We start from the raw sequence: 18718 nt of genomic DNA on the forward strand, positions 1-18718 counted from the left end.
ACCGGAATCACCCCGTCGTGTGGACGAGGATGCCGTCCGGTCGAATCTCCCCCAAGATCTGGGGTGCGTTCCGGTCCCTCACGTCGCACCAGAGGGAAAGGTCGCCCATGGACACCCCGGTCGCTTCGCTGGAACTGGAAGTCATCCACCAAGCGGTCGAAAAACATCTGGCGCGGTTCTTCAACGCCAAGAGCCGCGAGACCACCGACGCGCAGCTGGTCGACCTGCGGATCCCGCAGACGCTGGGCGAGTTCGTGTTCGCGGGCGGCAAGCGCCTGCGGCCCGCGCTGTGCGTGCTCGGCTGGCAGTCGGCGGGCGGCACCGACGGTTTCGACGCGGTGATCGCGACCGCGGCGTCACTCGAGATGTTCCACGCGTTCGCGCTCATTCACGACGACGTCATGGATCAAAGTGACATCCGCCGTGGGCAGCCGACACTGCATCGGATACTCGCCGGGCGGCATCCGGATCGCCCGAATTCCGACCTGCTGGGCGTCAACGCCGGGATCCTGTTCGGCGATCTGGCGCTCAGCTGGACCGACGAGCTGCTGTACGGCGCGGCGCTCACCCCCGGGCAACGGCAGGCGATCGCGCCGATCCTGTTCGCCATGCGGACCGAGGTGATGTACGGGCAGTATCTCGACCTGATCGCCACCGGCAGGCCGACGACCGACCTCGGGCACGCGATGCTCATCGCGCGGCTGAAGACCGCCAAGTACACGATCGAACGGCCGTTGCATCTGGGCGCCGCGCTGGCAGGCGCGGACAAGACGCTGCTGCGCGGGCTCACCGCGTTTTCGATCCCGGTCGGCGAGGCGTTCCAGCTCCGCGACGACCTGCTCGGCGTCTACGGCGACCCCGACGAGACCGGGAAGTCCACAGTGGACGATCTGCGGTCCGGCAAGCACACCGTGCTGATGGCGCTCGCGCTCGCCCGCGCGGAACCGGCCGACAAACGTCTTTTGCGTTTCCTGGTAGGCGATCCCGACCTGACCGAAGTGGACGCGGCCCGCGTACGCGCGGTGCTCGACGCGACCGGCGCCCGCGCCTCGGTCGAGCGCATGATCGCCACCCGCTGCCGCCGCGCCGAGCGCTCACTCGCCACGCTCCACCTCCCGCCCCCGGTCACCACCGCCCTCACCGCCTTCGCCCGCCGCGCCGCCACCCGCCCCTCCTGACCCGCGATAAAGCGGGCTTTACTCCCGGCGATAAAGCCCGCTTTACTCCGCGAAGTTCAGCGGGCTTTATCCCCCGGGATTTAGCGGGCTTTACCTCGCGGAGTTCAGCGGGCTTTACCTCGCGGAGTTCAGCGGGCTTTACCTCGCGGAGTTCAGCGGGCTTTACCTCGCGGAGTTCAGCGGGCTTTATCCCCCGGGATTTAGCCTGCTTTACTTCCTGGAGTTTAGCGGGCTTTATCCCCTGGGGTTTTGCGGGCTTTACTCCCGGGGATTTAGCCTGCTTTATTCCCGGGAGTAAAGCCTGCTTTATCGCGGGGAGTTTAGCGGGCTTTATCGTGGGGAGTAAAGCCCGCTTTATCGCCGGGAGTAAAGCGGGCTTTATCGTGGGGGGTAAAGCGGGCTTTATCGTGGGGGTGGGTCAGGGGTCAGGCTGCGAGCAGGGTGAGGGGGGTTTGGGTCGGCTGGGGGGTGTTGGCCAGGGCGAGGCTGGCTTGGCAGGCGGTGACGAGGCGGGCGGTCGCCGGGCTGTGGCCGTCGCCGCAGTGGGGGCAGGTCATGGTGACCGTGCGGCCCAGGTGGTCGATCGCGACCGTCAGCCTGGACGCGCAATCTCGGCACCATCGATGCCTGGTCACGGGGCTGACGTGCAGTGGCGACGCCACGCATTCGTGGATCCAGCGGCCGTGCACGTGGCAGGTGAGCCGGTCGTCCGGCGCGAGCCGCCCGGCGTCCTCGGCGCGGTCCTCCCAGGCCAGTCTGCCGGAAAGGGTCCATGGGTTCGTGGTCGTCGCGTTCATTTCGTTCCCCTTCCGTGGCCTCTTGCCCGTTCGTCGAACGGGTTACCCGCGGATCGACACGCTCGACCGAGAACTTCGCGAAGAGTGTCACCTCGGGTGCGTACCGGTGGCGCGGGTGGTCTTCTGGACAGCGGCCATATTGGTCTAGACAATAGGGGTCACATCACACTGGAGGACCGCGATGAGGCGTTCCAGACCGCTAGTGACCCTTGCCGTGCTCATGCTGGCCGCCTTCGGGGCGGCACCCGCGAGCGCCGCCAACCTGTTGACCAACCCCGGTTTCGAGAGCGGCTCGACCGCGGGCTGGACCTGCCCGGCCGGAACGGTGGTGAGCAGCCCGGTGAACTCGGGCGGCTACGCCCTCGCCGCCACCGCCGCCGGCTCGGACTACGCGCAGTGCGCGCAGACGGTGTCGGTCGTGCCGAACACGACGTACACCGTCTCCGCCTGGGTGCGGGGAAACCCGGTGTACCTCGGCATCACCGGCGGCCCGTCGACGTGGACGGCCGCGACCGCCTACACCAAGCTCTCGCTGTCGTTCACCACGACCGCGAGCCAGACCTCGGCCCAGCTCTACCTGCACGGCTGGTACGGCGCGGGCACCTACAACGCCGACGACGTCACGCTCGACGGTCCTGGTGGCGGCACCCCCGGCGCGCCGGGGGTGCCGGGTACGCTCTCGGTCGGCACCGTCACCGCGAACTCGATCGCGCTGAGCTGGCCGTCGGTCACCGGGGCCACCGGCTACCGGGTGTACGAGAACGGGGCGGTGAAGTCGACCGTGACCGGTACCTCGGCCACCCTGGCCGGACTCGCCGCGTGCTCGTCGCACAGTTACTCGGTCTCCGCGTACAACTCGGCCGGCGAGTCGCCGCGCAGCACCGAGGCGAGCGCGACGACCTCGGGCTGCACGGACACCGGCCTGCCGAAACACGCGCTGATCGGTTACCTGCACGCCAGCTTCGCCAACGGCTCCGGCTACACGAAGATGGCCGACGTCCCGGCCGCGTGGGACATCATCAACCTCGCGTTCGGCGAGCCGACCTCGGTGACCTCGGGCGACATCCGGTTCACTCGCTGCCCGGTCGCCGAATGCCCTGCCGTGGAGAGCGACGCCGACTTCATCGCCGCCATCCGCGCCAAGCAGGCGCAGGGCAAGAAGGTGCTGATCTCCATCGGCGGCCAGAACGGCCAGGTCCAGCTGTCCTCGACGGCCGCGCGGGACAAGTTCGTCAGCTCGGTCTCGGCGATCATCGACAAGTACGGCCTCAACGGCCTCGACGTCGACTTCGAGGGCCACTCGCTCGCGCTGAACTCCGGCGACACCGACTTCCGCAACCCGACCACCCCGGTGATCGTCAACCTGATCTCGGCGCTGAAGTCGCTGAAAGCCAAGTACGGCAGCGGGTTCGTGCTGACCATGGCGCCGGAGACGTTCTTCGTCCAGGTCGGTTACCAGTTCTACGGCGGCGTCGGCGGCGGTGACACCCGAACGGGTGCCTACTTGCCGGTCATCCACGCGCTGCGTGACTCGCTGACCGTGCTGCACGTCCAGGACTACAACTCCGGCCCGGTGATGGGCCTGGACCAGCAGTACCACTTCATGGGCGGCGCGGACTTCCACATCGCGATGACCGACATGCTCAAGGCCGGGTTCAGCGTGTCGACCACGGGCAACTTCTTCCCCGGCCTGCGCCCCGACCAGATCGCGATCGGGCTCCCGGCCGCGGTCAGCGCCGGCAACGGCCACACGGCGCCGGCGGCGGTGCAGTCCGCCGTCACCTGCCTGGTCAAGAATTCCGGCTGCGGGTCGTACACGTTGCGGGGCGGCGCCTCGCCCGCGCTGCGCGGGCTGATGACCTGGTCGATCAACTGGGATCGCTACTACAACTGGGAGTTCCAGAACGCGCACGAGCCGTTCCTCAACGGCCTCCCCTGAAAAAGCTCGTGAGTGGTATGGCCGGTTCTAACCGGTCATACCACTCACGAGTGAAATGCTCGGGTTGTCGAGGCCAGATCGCTCTGCGACGATGCTTCCCCTGTCGCGACTAAGGAGCATTGCCATGGCTTCACGGCTCAACCCGTACATCGGCTTCGGCGGAAACGCGCGCGAGGCGATGGAGTTCTACAAGGAGGTCTTCGGCGGCACGCTGGTGCTGAGCACCTTCGGCGACTTCGGCGACAAGGAGGCGTCGAACGCGAACAACATCATGCACGGCCAGCTCGAGACCGACAGCGGCTACACGATCATGGGCGCCGACTCGGCGCCCGGCACCGAGTCCAAGCCGAGCGACGCGATCTCGGTCAGCCTCAGCGGTGACGACGCGGACGAGCTGCGTGGCTACTGGGAGAAGCTCGCCGAGGGCGGGACGGTCGCCGTGCCGCTGGAGAAGCAGATGTGGGGCGACGAGTTCGGCATGTGCACCGACCGCTTCGGGGTCGGCTGGATGGTCAACATCGTGGCGGCGCAGCAGGGGTGACCCGCTGACCGCCGAGGGGCCTGATCCTGTTGGACACCAACGGGATCGGGCCCCTTTTTCCGCGAAAGAAGGACCCGCTCCACCTTTGGTGTAGGCGCACCAGGTGAACCTGGCCACAGTGGCAGGCACATCGGCGCGAACCACCCGTGTCACTCGTTCGGCGGTGTTTACATGGCCACTCCCGCCGGAAGACGAAGGTGACACATGATCGGATTCGAAACTGACCTGCAGGACCTCAGGGACGCCAGCGGGCATCTCGGGGCCGCGGCCGACGCCGCCGCGCAGGCCCACACCGGGGTGCGCAAGCTCGACGTCCCGACCCCGCCGGAAAGCTCCGGGATCTTCGACATCGGCGCGATGTTGCCGGTGTACAACGTCTTCGGCCGCTCGCTCGGCATGCCGGCGGTGTCACAGGCCTTCGAGAAGCACCGCGAGCAGATCCTCGACCTGATCGGGCAGCTGCAGCAGAGCACCCGCGACACCAGCCACGCGCTGCTCACCGTCGCCGACATGTACGCGCGCGCCGAGGCCGACGCGCAGGCGAGCCTGCACCGGGCCGCGCAGGGCTAGGGGGAGCGAGCATGGACGACTATTTCGGCGCGCTCGACGAGGACGTCGAGACGAAGGGTTGGGCCCAGGATTCCCGCAAGGACCGGGCCAAGCTGCTGGAAGGCCTCGACGGCGAGATGCGCGAGGGCTGCGACACGGCGCTGAACGCGCTGCAGCGCCTGCGGTTCTCCGACATCATGTTCGGCGGCGACGAGTGGTACGACAAGGCGCAAAAGGACATCGTGGGCGTCTTCCACGAGTTCGACGACGCCGAGATCGAGAACGACGCCAAGGACAGCCTGCAGGGCATGATCAACGACCTCGACAAGGTCTGGCGGACGCTGCAGGACGACTCGAGGGCCGAGCTGGACCAGGCCGAGAAGCGCATGGAGTACTGGCGCGGCGAGGCGGCCAACACGGTCAAGGCCTACATCAAGGGGCTCGCGGACGCGTACACGCGCGTCGAATCGAAGATCACCGTGCTGGAGGCCGACGTGGTCGCCGCGCGCGAGGCCATCGCGTCGGCACGTGAGGACCTCTGCACGCTTGCGAAGGCTTACGACGAGCAGGCGACGCAGTTCGTCAAGGACGCCGAAGAAGCCCATGACGCCAAGCTGTACAAGGTGTTCGCGGGTGCTTTCGCAGGCGCCATCGCCGGTCTGCTGACCGTCGCCACCGCCGGTGTCGCCGCACCGGCGGGCGCCGCGATCTTCACCGCCGCCAACGGCGCGCTGGTCGCCGGCAACGCGGCCGGGTCGGCGATCGGCGCGGCCGTCGGGCTCATCGGCGAGCCGAACGGCAAGAGCGGCATGGAGATGCACACGAATTTCATGAAGAGCGTCGGCAAGATCCGCGACGCCGCGGCCGACGCGGCGGGCACCCTCGCCGACCGCATCGGCAACGACATGAAGGACATGCCGAGGATCCCGCCGCCGCCGGATGTCAGCCCCGGCGACACCTTCGACCCGTCGAAGTTCGAGACCGATCGGACGTCCAAGGAGACCGAGAAGCGCGTCCGCGACGGGAACGTCGACATCGCGCCGGACGGCCGGACCCACAGTGGGCCGACGGAACTGGGGACGCTGGACTAGATGACGGACCAGCGCGACCCCGCGCCGTCGCCGAAGCCGGATCGCGCGGCCATGGTCGCCGCGCTTTCCGCGCTCTCGGTGGACTCGGCGTCCCCGGACGGTGCGGTCGCCGTCTCGGTCAACACCGATGGCGTCATGACCAGCTTGCGGCTTTCCGACGCGATCCGGCGGTTGTCGCCGGACGAGATCGCCGATCTCGTGGTGCGTACCTACGTTGACGCGCAACGGAAGTCGGCTGAACGCAGCGCGGAGCTGATGCGCCCGCTCGGCAACGCGGGCTACCTGGCCGACCGGCTGCGCTGGCGCCTGAACTTCGAGCCGGCGCCGCAGGCCGTCGAGCGCCGCGCGCCTGTCGACAAGGCGATTCTCCGTGACCGGTCGGCCGACGACCCGCCTCGGCCGTCGAACACGGTGCCCGAGACGGACGACGAGTGGTACGACAAGGGCATGCGGTTCGACCCGGCATGGTGACCGGTTGGCGCCGATTCGATGTTCGATGTCGAATGGGTTACAAGCGTCCCGATCGGACGGTCGGGAGCTTTGTTTGGGCTGGGCTTGAAATAGACCACCGAGCGCGAGAAGCTCGCGGGCTGGTCCCCTCGCACCGAAGTCCGACCACCCGCAACATGCACAACCCTCGCGGGAGTAAAGCGGGCTTTATCCCGCACACCCCGTCGCTTCGGTAACCGCGAGTCCGCGACCGCGGCCGACACGCCACCTTGGGGTTCCCGCCCCACCGAACCTCGAGGCTGTCTACCGGAATCTTGATATCCAACAGTAAAAGCCCCATCCCTCACAAGGAGGAACAGGGCTATGAACTGCGACAACAGATGGTGCGCGATACTGGGATTGAACCAGTGACCTCTTCCGTGTCAGGGAAGCGCTCTCCCGCTGAGCTAATCGCGCGAGGTGGAGACGGGATTCGAACCCGTGTACACGGCTTTGCAGGCCGTTGCCTCGCCTCTCGGCCACTCCACCGTGTAAGGCCCGAGAGGGCCTTCCGAGCGGATGACGGGATTCGAACCCGCGACCCTCACCTTGGCAAGGTGATGCGCTACCAGCTGCGCTACATCCGCACTACCTCGGTTCCGGTAACCCGTCGCCGTGGTGTGTGAAAACAATATCCCACCCCGGGAACGCCTGTGACAGGGGGGTGGCCTTTCGGTGTCGCAGGCGCGTCATCAGCTCAAATCGTTGGGAATGAGGTGGGTGAGCGCGTCGTCGACGTCGACCCAGAGGTGCTCGTTGCCGGGGAGCACGACGTCGTAGGTGCGGTCGAGGAAGTCGGCGAGCTCCTGGGCGGAGGCTTCGAACATCGCGTGCCCGGAGGGGGAGTTGAGTTCGATGAGCACCGACTCGGGGTCTTCGACCGAGGGGCGGATGCGGACGTCGCCGTCGCCTGCGTCGGCGAGGAGGCCGTCGGCGAGGAGGTCGCGGGCGTACACCCATTCGACCCAGCCGGCGCGTCCGGTGCGGAAGGCGGCGACCACGGCGTACGGGTCGCGGGTGTCGTATCGCAGCTCCACCTTCACCGGAACCGCGGGCGTCCGCGGGGCCAGCAGGTCGAAGACCGCCGTCGAGCGGAGCGTCACGTGATCGTTGCGCATCGTCCTACCCTTCTTCTCCCTTCCCGGCCCGGTCGACCGAGTGCTAATGGAGAGACGTACCGAAACGCTGTTCCGCTCGCGGGTTTGGTGTAGATCACCCGTACGGGGGCTCGGCGCCGGTACTTCACCCCATCATCACCCTCGACGCGCAGGCCTTCGCATGCACCCCTGAGGTCGTCCTGGATACATCTTGCTCGGTTTATCCGGCCGGGGATAGCACCGTCGCACGAATGTCGAACGTCGCTGCCCGGATGGGTGCACCGGACAACCCTCGCTAGCAGTGCGTTGTTCGCTCCGTGGCCGGGCTGGCGCGGTCTGTGCACGCTTTGAACCACCCCTTTGCCGGAGTCCAAAAGTCGTCCGCTAGAGTGTGTTTCACACCGCGAGGCGGGCGATTAGCTCAGCGGGAGAGCACTTCGTTCACACCGAAGGGGTCACTGGTTCGATCCCAGTATCGCCCACAACACCAAAGCCCCCGGACTCACCGAGTCCGGGGGCTTTGGTGTTTCCGGGGCCGGTTTTTCACCCGCCTGCCGGTTCTGCAACTTGCAGATCGGTGATGGGGTCGTGATGAAGTGCCGCTGTGGCGGGCTTTCCACGCCGGTGGTGGAACACTCACCTTTCACCCGTGCACCGGTTGCGCGTTTCCGTGGCATCCGCGCGTCACGCACAAAGAACCTCAAGAGGCTTGCGGGGCGTCAGGTCTTTGTCTCAAGAGGGTGTCCCGGTGGGCCGGCGGACGTGATGTGGGACACGCGGACAGGGCACTTTGGACGCCGCCGGCTGCGACGGAAAATTCGTACCGTGAACTTCCGGTGGTGAACGTCACCGGTCGCGGGGTGGCTCGTTGGACAGTCCGGCCGTCGCATCCGGTGGCCGTCCGCCCGCTTTGTCCACTGTGGAAAGTCTACTCAGCGCAGTGTCCATTGTGGAATGACGAGGTTTTGTCACCTGACTGGAGTAGTGGACGCTGGGTGAGCCAGGCGGCCGGTGGAGTCATTGATTTTCCGACTACATTGTGTAGTTGTGGAATTCGAGCGGCTGATCACTTGCCGTCATCTTCCTGTTATCTAACTGGTGATCATTTCGCTTTCTGGGACGTCGAAACCCTTTTGTGACGCCTGTAACGCCGTCGTGAGAGTCACCGATACCTTGGCGAGTGTCGCCCGATTGGTGACCGACAGCGTACGGGGATCGATAACTCTCTGTAGTTGGTTTCGGGGTTAACTCGAGGTTTGTTGCGTGTATCCGGCAGTGAACGACGCAGGAGGTCCGATGGAAGAGTCGGTGCGGTCATCCTCACCAGTGGGTGAGGCGATTCCGCATATCGACCTTCACCAAATTCCCCGCCCTGCCAAGCGGACGCCGCGTGCGGTGGTCACCGAGGCCGGTTCGCGGAATACGCCTTCGACGGCTTGGGAAGCGCACTACCGCTCCTGGGTCATCGGGGCGGACGTGCTGGCGACAGTGGTGGTGATCGCGATCAGCGCGGCGATCATCGACAAGCTCGAATTGCACAACATGCATGCGATCGGCACCATCGCCGCCGTGCTCTGCGCGCTGCCTGCCAGCCGTGCGTGGAGCCAGCGGGTGCTCGGTGAGGGCGCCGAGGAATACCGCCGTCTCGGCAGGGGACTGGTCACCGCCGCGGTGCTGGTCGCCTTGGGCGGCTTGCTGTTCGGCGCGCTGGACGTGCAGCCATGGGTGTTCATCGTGGTGCCGGTGATCGCGCTGATCACCTTTCCTCAACGCTATCTGCTCCGTCAGGTGCTGCACCGCCAGCGCAGGCAGGGCCGCTGCCTGCTGCCGGTGATGGCGGCCGGCGCCCCGGACACGGTCGCCGATCTGATCGGCCGCACGCGCACCGAGCCCCACGTGGGCTGGCGGGTCGAGGCGGCGTGCACGTTCAGCGGAACCGGCGCGGAGCGCGACACCGGTGAGGTCGACGGGGTTCCGGTGGTCGGCAGGCTCGAAGAGCTGGCCGAGCACGTGCGCCGTGGCGGATACCGCGTGGTCGCGGTGACCGCCGACCAGTACTGGACACCGCAGCGGCTGCAGCAGCTCGCCTGGGACCTCGAGGGGACCTCGGCCGAGATGGTGGTCGCGCCGGTGCTGATGGAGGTCGCCGGCCCGAGGCTGAACGTGTCGAGCGTGCTCGGCATGCCGCTGCTGCGGGTGACCGCCCCGCGCTTCACCGGCGGCCGGAGGCTCGTGAAGGAGTTCGTCGACCGCTGCGCCTCGGCGCTGCTCCTGACCTTGCTTTCCCCGTTGCTGCTGATGATCGCGCTGGCGATCAAGGTGAACGACCGCGGCCCGGTGATCTACCGGCAGCGGCGGATCGGCCGTGACGGCGCCTCGTTCACGATGCTCAAGTTCCGCACGATGATCACCGACGCCGACAAGGTCCGCAAGACGCTGGAGAAGGACAACGAAGGCGCCGGGCCGCTGTTCAAGATGCGCAAGGATCCCCGCATCACCAAGGTCGGCTCCATGCTGCGGCGTTACTCGCTCGACGAGCTGCCCCAGTTGTTCAACGTCCTTTACGGAAAGATGTCGCTCGTCGGCCCGCGCCCGCCGCTGCCGGAGGAGACCAAGAAGTACGGCTCCGACGCACGACGCCGCCTGCTGGTGAAGCCGGGTCTGACCGGGTTGTGGCAGGTCAGCGGCCGCAGCGACCTCACGTGGGACCAAAGCATCCGGCTCGACCTTCGCTACGTCGAGGACTGGTCACTCGCGCTCGACATGGTCATCCTCTGGAAGACCGTGCGCGCCGTGGTCGGCGGCGAGGGAGCGTACTGAGTACGGACACGATCTCGGCGCGGTAGCGCTGGGGTGCGAAGAGCCCGGTGGCCTCCACGGAGGCCAACCGGGCTTTTTCTGTTGCGGCGCCGGGGTTTTCGGCGACCTTCCGCAGCTCGGCCGCCAGTGCTTCGGCGTCGTCGGCCGGGACGACGGCGCCCCGCCGTCCGTGAGCTGCGCCACTGGAAACGGTCTCCGGCAGGCCCTGCGCGTCGGTGACGATCACGGGCACGCCCGCGAGCTGGGCCTCGACCGCGGTGTTGCCGAAGGGTTCGACGCGCGACGGCACGATCGCGACGTCCGCGTGGGCGTAGGCGTCCCAGACGTCGTCACGGAAACCGCTCAGCCGCACCGAACCGGCCAGGTCGCCGTCCTTGATCAACGCGTCGAGCTCGTCGGAGAACCATTCGTAGCCGGGGAAGATCGACCCGACCAGGTCCAGCGTCGCGTCGATCCCGTCACGCCTGAGCAGCGCGAGCGCACGCACGGCGACATCCGTGCCCTTGCGCGGCGAGATCCGGCCGACCAGCACGATCCGCAGGCCAGGACCGGGCACCGGAGTCACCGGCGCACCTGGAACCCCGTTGTAGATCAAGCGGGTCCGGGCGGCGAGGCTGGGCAGCGCCCGGTGGAGCACCTCGCCGGTCGCGAGGCTGTTCACCACGACCGTGTGCGCGGCGAGCAGCGGCGCGGCCAGCGCGACCCGGATCGGCGCCGCGACACCGTCTTCCGCCTCGTGGACGTGCGCGAGCACCCGCGTGCCGAACAGCCGGGCCAGCGGCAGCCACAGCGGCACGGTGACCGTGTTGACGTACAGCACATCGGGGCGGTGTGTCCGGATGAGACGGACCATCGGGCGCAGGCTCGACGCCGTCTCCCGGAGTAACCCGATGAGCCCGGATGGCCGCAGCGCGGCCTTGCGCAGCACCGGAACCGGGCAGACGACCACCTCGCCGAGCGCCGACGCGAGCGGCCCGTCCTGCGGCAGCGTGACGACGACCTCGTGACCCGCGTCGCGCAACGCTCGCACGGATTCGGCGAACACCCGGTCCGATCCGTACAGCTCCGCCGAAGCGTGCGCCATCAGGATTTTCACGCGCGCCTCGCCACGTTCACCCAGGCCGCGAGCACGAACAGCCAGGTGCAGCCGACGTTGGCAGGCGCGCCGAGCCCTTCGGTGAACACCGAGTTCGCGATCATCGCGGGCAGTGCCGAAAGGATCATCATCCGCTCGACGGGCAGGCTGAGCCGCCGTGCCGCCAGCAGGACGGCCGCGAGCAGCGCCAGCCAGCAGGCCGCGCCGAGAATCCCGGTGTCCATCAACAGGTTGACCAGCGCGTTGTGCCCGCCGCCGAGCCCGATGCTCTCTAGGAACAGCCCGCGCGACGCGGTCAGCCCGAAGCCGTACAGCGGATGCTGGGGGAACAGCTCAAAGGCGTAGCCCCACAGGTCGGTCCGCGAGTTCAAGGTGGACAGTTTCGCCAGCGACTCGCCGCGCGCGAAGAACGACTCGATGGCCGACGAGCTGCTCAGCGCGATGGTGATCAGCACGACCGCGAGCACCACGCCCGCTTCGACCTTGCGCTGTCCGCGCCATCTGGTCCAGACCACCAGGAGCACGCCGACGATGGCGCCGATCACCGCGCCGCGGGTCTTCGTCGCGACCAGCCCGCCGACGCAGATCGCCAGCAGCACCAGGTAGACCGGCAGCGGCCAGCGCGGACCGGCGCGGTCGAGGCCGTGCGCGAGCACGTACCCGGCGAGCAGCACCACGGCGATCGCCAGCATCTCGCCCGCTTCGACCGGGTGCACGTAGAGCCAGGTGAACCGGCCTGCCTGCAGCTTCCCCTGCGGGAAGTGGACCAGCAGGCCGAACAGCACGGAACCGGCGATCAGCACGAAGAACCCATGCGCGAGCCGATGCATGTCGGCGGGCTTGGCGTGCCGGGCGAGCGCGCGTGACAGCGCGAGCACGACCAGTACCTGCGCGCCACGGACGAGCGCGAGTTTCAGGTAAGGCGAATAGAGCGCCGAGCCCGCGAGGATGAGCGCGTACGCATAAGAGAGGAACGTCACGACGTCCGGCCTGCGCACTCGCGTGTTCGGGCGGAACCGGACGAAAAGGAAGACCGCGACGAGTCCGTAAGTTCCGATTTCGGCGAGCACGAACAGGTCCGCGTTCCCGGTGACCGCCTGGTCGTTGGCCCGAAGCCGGAATTTGTAGTCACTCGCCACGACCAACGCGAGTACGCACGCGACCGGCCAGATCGCCCCGGGGTTCCCCGTGCGGCCGACCGCCGAAATGCGGTCTCGCGCACCGGTGAAGCTCATGGGTTCCCTCGAATTGACCGTATGGACTAGACGAATCCCGCGATCGGTGTAACACCGGAGGCGATCACTGATATTACTATGCTGGCACTCATCCGTGTGACGCCGACCGGGTCCGGACCAGACCACCAGGTCGGCGTTGTGCTGAACGGGTGACCGATTCCGCTGAACTTGACCCGATCGGTGACGGATGCGCATTGCGATGATAGGCACGCGCGGTGTTCCGGCGCGTTATGGCGGCTTTGAAACGTGCATCGAGGAAGTCGGATATCGGCTGGTCAAGCTCGGTCACGAGGTCACCGTCTATTGCCGCCGTGCCGAGGATCCGGACGCGGGCGAGGGGTTCGGCGAGTACCAGGGCATGCGGCTGGTGACTTTGCCCGCGCTGCGCCGCAAAAGCCTCGAAACGCTCAGCCATACCGCGCTTTCTGTCCTGCACGCGGTGAAACACCGCCCCGACGTCGCGTTCGTCTTCAATGCCGCCAACGCGCCGTTGCTGCCGATACTGCGCGCGCGGCGCATTCCGGTCGTCACCCACGTGGACGGTCTCGAGTGGAAACGTGCCAAGTGGGGTGCTTTGGGCCGCCGCTACTACCGCGGCGCCGAAGCGCTCGCCGTGCGCTGGTCGGACGCGCTCATCGCCGACGCCGTCGGCATTCAGGATTACTATTCCCGGCGTTTCGGCGTGCCGACCGACTACATTCCTTATGGCGCGCCGATTCTCGGCAATCCCGGCACGGAACGGCTGACCGAGCTCGGCTTGACGAGCCGGGACTATCACCTGGTGGTCGCGCGATTCGAGCCGGAGAACCACGTCGACCTGGCCGTCGAGGGGTATCTCGAAAGCGGCGCCGAGCGTCCGCTGATCGTGGTCGGCGCCGCGCCGTACGCCGACAAGTACACCGCCAGGATCAAGGCGCTCGCCGCGCGCGGCAACGTCCGGCTGCTCGGCGCGGTCTGGGACCAGGACCTGCTCGACCAGCTCTACGCCAACGCGCTCACCTACATCCACGGTCACTCGGTCGGCGGCACCAACCCCTCCCTGCTGCGCGCGATGGGCGCGGGCGCCGCGACCTCGGCTTTCGACGTCTCGTTCAACCGCGAGGTGCTCGGCGAGCACGGCCGCTACTTCACCCGGCCGAGCGAACTCGCCGAGCTCTGCGACGCCGCCGAGGCCGACCCGGCCGCGACGACGGACCGCGGCCGTGACCAGATCGCCTCGCTCGGCCGGTACGAGTGGGACGGCGTCGCCGAAAAGTACGAGCAGCTCGCGCTGCGCATGACCCGCTAGACCGCTCCCCAACCCCCGCCGCAAGCAAAAGGAAATCCGCATGTTCCGCGTCCGGAAGCAGGCGTGTGCGCTGGTCACGCTCCTGACCGCCGCCGCGCTGGCCACCGCAGTGCCCGCCACCGCCGCCGATCTCCCCGTCGCCGTCACCGCGGGCGCCATGGCCGCACCGCAGGTGGACGGGATCGTGTTCACCGTCGCCATCGTCGGCGACACGGTGTTCGCGGGCGGCCGGTTCTCGAAGGCACGCCCGGCGGGCGTCGCGCCCGGGGGAGCGGGTGAGGTCGACCGGCACAACCTGCTCGCGTTCTCACTGACCACCGGCAAACTGCTGCCGTGGGCGCCGGACGTCAGCGGCTCGCAGTACACCTCGGCCACCAACCCCGGCCCGTTCTGCAAGACCGTCGGCGCCAACACCTACGTGTGCGACACCGTCTTCCGGATCAAGAAGTCTCCGGACAACACGCGGATCTACGTCGGCGGCGACTTCGACAAGATCAACGGCCAGTGGCGGTCGCGCCTGGCCGCCTTCGACATCGACGACGGCGCGCTCGCGCTCGACTTCAAGCCGACCGTCGCGGGCCGGGTGCGCGGTATCGCGGTCACCCAGGACACCGTCTACGCCGGTGGTGGCTTCAAGAAGGTCAACGGCGTCAACCGGGACAAGCTCGCGGCGTTCGCCTTCGACGGGACCATGCGCGACTGGGCGCCGACGGCCGACGCCGAAGTCTACGCGCTGGCGCCGGCGCCGGACTTCGGGCGGGTGCTGATCGGCGGGCAGTTCGACAAGTCCAACGGGGTCAGCCACCACGGCTGGAACGCGGTCGACGCGTACACCGGCGCCGACGCGCCGTGGAACAACAAGCTCGGCGTGAACGACGTGATCACCGACATCGTCACCGACGGCACCACCGCGTACGCGGGCGGCTTCAACTCGATCGGCCCGGACGTCCGCTACGAGGGCCGCGTCGCGGTCGACATCGAAAGCGGCGCCCTGAACTGGAGCGACGGCTGCTACGGCGACACCCAGGCGGTGACGGTGAGCCGGGGCGTGCTCTACAGCGCCTCGCACACGCACGACTGCTCCGCCATCGGCGCGGCCCCCGAGAACGGCCCGATCGACTACTACCGGCTCGTCGCCGAGACCGCGGCGGCGACCGGCACGGCGCCGGCCACCGTGAACACCGTGCGCCGGGGCGACCCGATCCCGGAGATGCTGCCCTGGTTCCCGAACACGAACGCCGGTCCGGCCGACAGCTATTGGAAGAACGGCACCTGGGCGCTCGACTCGACCGACAAGTACGTGGTCGCGGGCGGCGAGTTCACGACCGTGAACGGCAAGGCACAGCAGGGACTCGTGCGTTTCGCCGCGCGCGGCGTGACCGGCGCGGTCAACAAGGGCCCGCAGACGCCGTTCCGCGCGCCGTCGCTGGAGAAGGACGACGAGGGCAGCGTCCTGGTCACCTGGACGGGCACTTGGGACGCACAGAACTCGGACATCACTTACCGGGTGTACCGGGTCGGCGTGTCCGCGCCGCTGTACGAGGAGACGCAGCCCTCGCGGCCGTGGGAGCTGCCCGAGATGAGTTACCTCGACCGTGACGCTCCCGGCGGTGGCACTTACTACATTCGGGCGGTCGACGCGGACGGCGTTGTCATTGGGTCACCACAGGCCTCGATCTGAGCTGTTCCGTTCAGCGAGACAGGATGCCGACATTCGGCGTAGCGACCGGGGTGATCCCGAGCACCGCGGCGATGTCCCCGGGTAGCGGGCGGCCCGCCCGAACGCCGGGCGCGTCGGGCCGAAGGGAGTAATCCCCGTGGTCCTGGTCGTGGAACGGTGACGAAGTGACTATCCGGTCGAGACTGTGTTCGTCACGCCCGGTAGCGGCGAACAGGTCCTTGACCGTGCGGTAGGTCGCGGAGCGGCCGCCGCCGAGGTACCAGCCTGCCAGTTCGCCGTCACCCGATCGGAGGAACGCGTTGCCGTCGCTCTCCGAGACGAACGACGGGTTCTTGGCCGGGTTCTCCTTGTAGTCCGCCGATTCGATGACCGGTTCGCCGTGCAGGAAGAGATTGTTGACCAGCACGGTGTCTGAGGTCAGCCAGCTGAGCCCGTGTTCGGAACTGAACGGGTCCGGGTCGCGCTTGTCGTTGTAGACGCCGAGCGCGACCCGGTTCCCGGCGAAGGTGTTGTGGAAGACGCGCACGTGGTCCGCGCTCGAAATCTTGAGCCCGCGGGTGCCGTTGCCCACCACCACGTTCGACGCGATGAGCGCGCGTGCGGAGACCTCGTAGTAGAGGCCGTTGCCCGCGTTGCCCCGCGCGAGATTGCGGATGACGGTCGCGTCGGTGCAGCCGAGGTCGCACCACCAGCCGGTGCCGATGTTGTCGACGAACTTGTTGTCGGCCACGTAAGGCTTTCGCGTCCGCGTGATCTTCGCGCCCGCCGCGCCGATCGCGTCGCCGGTCAACGCGAAATGCTCCTGGTTGTTGGCGGTGAAGGCGTTTTCGGTCAGCCGCAGGTCGTCGGCGCGGTTCGCGACCAGCCCGACCAGCCCGTTGTCCACAAAGGAGCTTCGGGAAACGACGCCGCCGGGCTGGAACACCGCGGCGCCGCTGGACGCCGACCAGGCGAAGGTGGCGTTCTCGATCGTCACGCCCGGCGCGTTCACCACGACCATCGCGCCGCGCTTGCCATAGTCCTGATTGGACCCGTACTGCGCGACGCCGAGCCCGCGGAACACGCTGCCGCCCGCGTTCGCGGAGTCGAACTGCAGCAGGCGGTCGAACACGGTGCCTTCGACGAGCTTTCCGTCCGGCGCGTCGCCGATGAACAACGCGTGCGCCTGCCGGTCTACGAAGAACTTCCCGGGGCCGACGTCGCCTGCTTCGGACACCTGCTTGAGCGGCGAGCCGTCGACGAAGACCATGTCCGGCGAGCCGGCGAGCGGGTATTCGGGATCGATGATCTCCGGGATAAAACAGGTCTGGCACAGCTGTGGTGACCAGTTGTCGTGGCGCCAGCGGTTGCCGGTCTTCGCCCAGCCGGTCACCTCGACGCTGCCCTTGAGCCAAGCCTGTTCACGCGGATACGGCTGGAGCGTGAGCCGTTTGGACACCTGGCCGACCGTTTCGCGGTAGGTGCCCGCACGCAGCACGACGGTCCCGCCGGACGACGCGCGCTTCACCGCGGCCGCGACCGTGCGCAGCGGCTTGTCGACCGTGCCCGCCGCCGTGTCGTCGCCGGTGGGGGAGACCACGAGCGCGCCGTCGGGCACCGGGTATTCGGTGGCGGGCAACGCGACCGCGGCAGGCGTCGCCGCGCCGCCGCCCGGCCGGTTCGCCGGGAGGTCACGGGGCATCAGCACGACGACCGAGGCGACGACCCCAGTCAGCACGACGGCGCCGAGTACGAGCCAGCGCGGCTTGATCATCTGCTCAGGATGGCACGGAGATCAGCTTCCGCAAGGCGGTGCTGGAGGTCTGGATGGTGTACGGGAAGTACTCGACCCGGGCGCCGACGCCCGCGAGGTCGGCTTCGAGCTTGCGGCCGCGCTCGGTACCGCGCCAGTCGTCCCCTTTGAACAACACGTCGAACCGGAGTGCTTCCCAGCAGTCGAACTTGTCGCGGAACGGGTCGGGCACGGCCTCGTCGACGTACCGGATGGCGCGCACGATCTCCAGCCGCTCTTCGAACGGCACGACCGGCGGCTGGCCCTTGACCTTGAGCACGACATCGTCGGTCACCACGCCGACGATCAGCTTGTCGCACGCCGCGGCCGCGCGCGCGATGATGTTCAGGTGCCCCACGTGGAAGAGGTCGTAGACGCCGGGCGCGTAACCGACGACAGGTCCGTGCTCGCTCACTTCTCGAGTGCCTCCATGTCATGGAACCACTTCCTCAGCGCGGCGAGCAGGAAGACCAGGTTCGCTCCGAAAAGGGCAGCGTAGATTACCGAGAACACGCGCGGGAAGCCCAAAGTCGCGAATGTGAGGCAAAGCAAGCCGTAGTCCGTCGGGATCACCAGCAGGGAACGGACGGTCGACGGCTTACCCGAGGTGTCCGGCTTGACACCGAGCCGCCGCCGCAACTGGTCGTTCAGGATGATTGCGAAAAACATGACGGTCGCGACAACGGAAAAGCCGATCGGCACCAGCAAAGCGGGCGCCGGTAACGCGAAGAAACGGTAAGCGCTGACCAGAACGGCCAAATGCAGCGCGGCGATCTTGCCCGCGTCGATCACGTGGTCGAGCCATTCGCCCGCCACGCTCCCGCCGCCGCGCAGCCGCGCGAGCTGGCCGTCCGCCGCGTCGAAGGCGTACCCGATGACCAGCGCGAGGCAGACCGCGAGGCCGATCAGCGGGGCCGGCTCGGTCAGCGCGATCAGCGCGATCCCGGAAAAGGTGAACACCGCACTGACCCCGGTCACCTGATTCGGCGACATACCGAGTTGATACGCGGCGGCGGCGAGATGACCACCCAGGCGGCGGTTGACGAAACGGGAGTACGCCGGAGCGCCTTTGGCTGACTTCTGCGCGGCCGGTAGCCGTTCCAGAGCGGCCCGATAACCGTTCTTCGCGGGGGCATTCACGATCGG

The 18718-nt window shown here is 67.7% G+C and carries 16 protein-coding genes and 4 tRNA genes; 10 read left to right on the top strand and 10 right to left on the bottom strand.

Features of this window, described 5'->3' with window-relative positions; translation table 11 throughout:
* Window positions 1-107: 107 nt before the first annotated feature.
* A complete protein-coding gene (locus tag AB5J62_RS16055; protein ID WP_370949015.1) occupies window positions 108-1178 on the top strand; it encodes a polyprenyl synthetase family protein in 1071 nt (356 codons plus the stop codon).
* Between the two features lie 425 nt (window positions 1179-1603).
* Here AB5J62_RS16055 and AB5J62_RS16060 read toward each other — a convergent pair whose 3' ends face one another.
* Window positions 1604-1975: a hypothetical protein gene (locus AB5J62_RS16060; protein WP_370949016.1), complete on the bottom strand. Its 372-nt coding sequence runs from the start codon at window positions 1973-1975 to the stop codon at window positions 1604-1606.
* 181 nt (window positions 1976-2156) lie between these two features.
* Here AB5J62_RS16060 and AB5J62_RS16065 point away from each other — a divergent pair, with 181 nt between their 5' ends.
* The 5 genes from AB5J62_RS16065 (at window position 2157) to AB5J62_RS16085 (ending at window position 6566) form a co-directional block, all read left to right on the top strand.
* Complete coding sequence (locus AB5J62_RS16065; RefSeq protein ID WP_370949017.1) at window positions 2157-3914, top strand: chitinase; 1758 nt, start codon at window positions 2157-2159, stop codon at window positions 3912-3914.
* A 124-nt stretch (window positions 3915-4038) separates the two neighbouring features.
* Window positions 4039-4455 (top strand): VOC family protein, encoded by a 417-nt coding sequence (locus AB5J62_RS16070; RefSeq protein WP_370949018.1) that lies wholly within the window; start codon window positions 4039-4041, stop codon window positions 4453-4455.
* Between the two features lie 204 nt (window positions 4456-4659).
* Window positions 4660-5025 carry a hypothetical protein gene (locus AB5J62_RS16075; protein WP_370949019.1) on the top strand — a complete coding sequence of 122 codons (366 nt, stop codon included), beginning with the start codon at window positions 4660-4662 and terminating at the stop codon, window positions 5023-5025.
* 11 nt (window positions 5026-5036) lie between these two features.
* Complete coding sequence (locus AB5J62_RS16080) at window positions 5037-6095, top strand: hypothetical protein (RefSeq protein ID WP_370949020.1); 1059 nt, start codon at window positions 5037-5039, stop codon at window positions 6093-6095.
* A complete protein-coding gene (locus AB5J62_RS16085; protein ID WP_370949021.1) occupies window positions 6096-6566 on the top strand; it encodes a YbaB/EbfC family nucleoid-associated protein in 471 nt (156 codons plus the stop codon).
* Between the two features lie 360 nt (window positions 6567-6926).
* Here the strand turns inward: AB5J62_RS16085 and AB5J62_RS16090 are convergent.
* The 4 genes from AB5J62_RS16090 to AB5J62_RS16105 form a co-directional block, all read right to left on the bottom strand.
* Window positions 6927-7001: transfer RNA gene (locus tag AB5J62_RS16090), tRNA-Val, on the bottom strand.
* Between the two features lies 1 nt (window position 7002).
* Window positions 7003-7073, bottom strand: a tRNA-Cys gene (locus AB5J62_RS16095).
* Between the two features lie 25 nt (window positions 7074-7098).
* Window positions 7099-7171: transfer RNA gene (locus AB5J62_RS16100), tRNA-Gly, on the bottom strand.
* A gap of 105 nt (window positions 7172-7276) precedes the next feature.
* Entirely contained in the window at window positions 7277-7702 is a 426-nt protein-coding gene (locus AB5J62_RS16105; protein WP_020672550.1) for an SsgA family sporulation/cell division regulator, read from the bottom strand.
* 389 nt (window positions 7703-8091) lie between these two features.
* Between AB5J62_RS16105 and AB5J62_RS16110 the strand changes: the two genes are divergently transcribed.
* Together AB5J62_RS16110 and AB5J62_RS16115 are read left to right on the top strand one after the other, a co-directional pair.
* Window positions 8092-8163: transfer RNA gene (locus tag AB5J62_RS16110), tRNA-Val, on the top strand.
* Between the two features lie 814 nt (window positions 8164-8977).
* A complete protein-coding gene (locus tag AB5J62_RS16115; RefSeq protein WP_370949022.1) occupies window positions 8978-10501 on the top strand; it encodes a sugar transferase in 1524 nt (507 codons plus the stop codon).
* Here the strand turns inward: AB5J62_RS16115 and AB5J62_RS16120 are convergent.
* Both AB5J62_RS16120 and AB5J62_RS16125 read right to left on the bottom strand, forming a co-directional pair.
* The gene (locus tag AB5J62_RS16120) at window positions 10449-11597 is read right to left on the bottom strand and encodes a glycosyltransferase (protein WP_370949023.1); all 1149 of its coding nucleotides are present in this window, start codon (window positions 11595-11597) and stop codon (window positions 10449-10451) included. The genes AB5J62_RS16115 and AB5J62_RS16120 overlap by 53 nt on opposite strands.
* Window positions 11594-12832, bottom strand: a complete 1239-nt coding sequence (locus AB5J62_RS16125) for an O-antigen ligase family protein (protein ID WP_370949024.1) — start codon at window positions 12830-12832, stop codon at window positions 11594-11596. The genes AB5J62_RS16120 and AB5J62_RS16125 overlap by 4 nt, the downstream gene beginning before the upstream one ends.
* Window positions 12833-13031: 199 nt before the next feature.
* On the opposite strand from AB5J62_RS16125, the gene AB5J62_RS16130 reads away from it, so the two are divergent.
* Window positions 13032-14120, top strand: coding sequence for a DUF1972 domain-containing protein (locus tag AB5J62_RS16130; RefSeq protein WP_370949025.1), 1089 nt, complete (start codon window positions 13032-13034; stop codon window positions 14118-14120).
* Between the two features lie 40 nt (window positions 14121-14160).
* A complete protein-coding gene (locus tag AB5J62_RS16135; RefSeq protein ID WP_370949026.1) occupies window positions 14161-15801 on the top strand; it encodes a hypothetical protein in 1641 nt (546 codons plus the stop codon).
* A gap of 10 nt (window positions 15802-15811) precedes the next feature.
* Here AB5J62_RS16135 and AB5J62_RS16140 read toward each other — a convergent pair whose 3' ends face one another.
* The 3 genes from AB5J62_RS16140 to AB5J62_RS16150 are packed head-to-tail and all read right to left on the bottom strand — an operon-like array spanning window position 15812 to window position 18712.
* Window positions 15812-17554 carry a right-handed parallel beta-helix repeat-containing protein gene (locus AB5J62_RS16140; RefSeq protein WP_370949027.1) on the bottom strand — a complete coding sequence of 581 codons (1743 nt, stop codon included), beginning with the start codon at window positions 17552-17554 and terminating at the stop codon, window positions 15812-15814.
* Window positions 17555-17558: 4 nt separating this feature from the next.
* Window positions 17559-17987, bottom strand: coding sequence for an adenylyltransferase/cytidyltransferase family protein (locus tag AB5J62_RS16145; protein ID WP_370949028.1), 429 nt, complete (start codon window positions 17985-17987; stop codon window positions 17559-17561).
* On the bottom strand, window positions 17984-18712 hold the full coding sequence (locus tag AB5J62_RS16150) for a CDP-alcohol phosphatidyltransferase family protein (protein ID WP_370950275.1): 729 nt from the start codon (window positions 18710-18712) through the stop codon (window positions 17984-17986). Before AB5J62_RS16150 ends, AB5J62_RS16145 begins: the two co-directional genes overlap by 4 nt.
* Window positions 18713-18718 lie beyond the last annotated feature (6 nt).

This window comes from Amycolatopsis sp. cg5 (genome assembly GCF_041346955.1).
GTDB lineage: Bacteria > Actinomycetota > Actinomycetes > Mycobacteriales > Pseudonocardiaceae > Amycolatopsis.